Annotated in this window: 3 protein-coding genes; all 3 read right to left on the minus strand. The window is 65.8% G+C overall.

What is annotated here, in order from left to right:
* Positions 1–540 (minus strand): amidase family protein (locus DOU50_RS00245; protein ID WP_265589593.1); only part of this gene is annotated, 540 nt, incomplete at its 3' end.
* Positions 537–725: an oxalurate catabolism protein HpxX gene (gene hpxX / locus DOU50_RS00250; RefSeq protein WP_148768460.1), complete on the minus strand. Its 189-nt coding sequence runs from the start codon at positions 723–725 to the stop codon at positions 537–539. The genes DOU50_RS00245 and hpxX, both read right to left, overlap by 4 nt.
* A gap of 10 nt (positions 726–735) precedes the next feature.
* On the minus strand, positions 736–1,424 hold a 689-nt coding region (locus DOU50_RS00255; protein WP_194266098.1), incomplete at its 5' end, for a gamma-glutamyltransferase.

Below are 1,424 nucleotides of genomic sequence, written 5' to 3' on the forward strand. Positions count from 1 at the left end.
AATTGAGCCGTTGGTGTCGGTGCCGAGCGAGAAGTGCACCAGCCCGGCGGCCACGGCGGCGGCTGAGCCGCCGGACGAACCGCCCGCAATGCGCGCCAGGTCGTGCGGGTTACGCGTCGTGCCGTAGTGGCTGTTTTCGGTGGTAAAGCCGTAGGCGTAGGCGTCCATATTCACCATCCCGGTCAGCAGCCCGCCCGCGCTGCGCAGCTGGCGCACCGCGAAACTGTCAGCGGCGGCGGCAGGGCGCTGGCTGAACAGTTCGGCCCCGGCGAGGGTGGTATGGCCGGCAACGTCGAACAGGTTTTTCACCGCATAAGGCACGCCTGCCAGCGGCGGCAGGGGGCGCTTCTCGCGGCGCAGGGTGTCGATGTTCTCGGCCTCGGCGAGCATGCGTGCTTCGGTCACGGCGGTCCAGGCGTTGATCTGCGGGTTCACGCGCGCAATCCCCTCCAGCGTCTGGCGGGCAATCTCGCTCGCGCTCAGCTCGCCTGCGTTCAGCGCATGCTGGATCGCGCCGATACTCATCTCGTGTAGCCTCATGCTTTATACACTCCTGCGATCTCCAGACGGTCGTCGAGCGGCAGCGCCATCAGCGGGGCGGCCATGCTGGCAATGCGGCTGAACTGCAGCTGCAGCTCGGCGCGCCGGGCGTCATCCAACTCAACGCCGAGTACGGTTTCCATTTGCGCCAGATAGGTCTGCCAGTCGGGTTGTGGTGTCGTCATTTTTTTCTCCTCAGAATCCGGCGGTCGCGCCGTTGCTGCGCGGGTCAAATGCCCCTTCGAACAGCCCGTTGGGGTGGCGAACAATGGCGCCCGCGTGGCCCATGGCTTCACTAAAGTCAGGGAAGAGCTCCACCTCGTGACCGAGTACCTGCAGGCGCGCGACCGTCTCGGGTGAAAAACGCCCTTCAAGCTTTAAGGTGTCCGAGGTTTGTCCCCAGGTACGTCCCAGCAGCCAGCGCGGGCGGGTGATGCTCTCCTGCAGGGGGACGCCCTGAACAACGTAGCGTGTAAAGAGCGCGGCCTGGGTTTGCGGCTGCCCGTCGCCGCCCATCGATCCGTAGACCATCACGCGACCGTCCTTCAGACGCGCCGCCGCCGGGTTCAGGGTGTGGAAAGGCTGTTTGCCCGGCGCGAGGGCCAGAAGATGGGCGGGATCGAGGCTGAACGATGCGCCCCTGTTCTGCCAGACGATGCCGGTATCGGGCAGCACCACGCCGCTGCCGAACTCGTGATAGATACTCTGGATAAACGACACGGCGAGCCCGCTTTTATCCATTACCCCCATCCACACCGTATCGCCGGGGCCTTTGCCGGCTCCCCACGGCGCGGCGCGGCCGTCGTCAACCCTGTCGGCAAGCGCCTGCAGAGCGGCGGGATCCAGCAGACCCTGAATATCGGTTTTCAGCGCGCGCGGGTCGG

It is taken from the genome of Enterobacter sp. C6 (assembly GCF_008122455.1).
Classification (GTDB): Bacteria; Pseudomonadota; Gammaproteobacteria; order Enterobacterales; family Enterobacteriaceae; genus Enterobacter; species Enterobacter pseudoroggenkampii.

Excerpts from the sequence above, each read along its gene's own strand:
- hpxX (WP_148768460.1), bottom strand. The coding sequence starts at position 725 with ATGACGACACCACAACCCGACTGGCAGACCTATCTGGCGCAAATGGAA.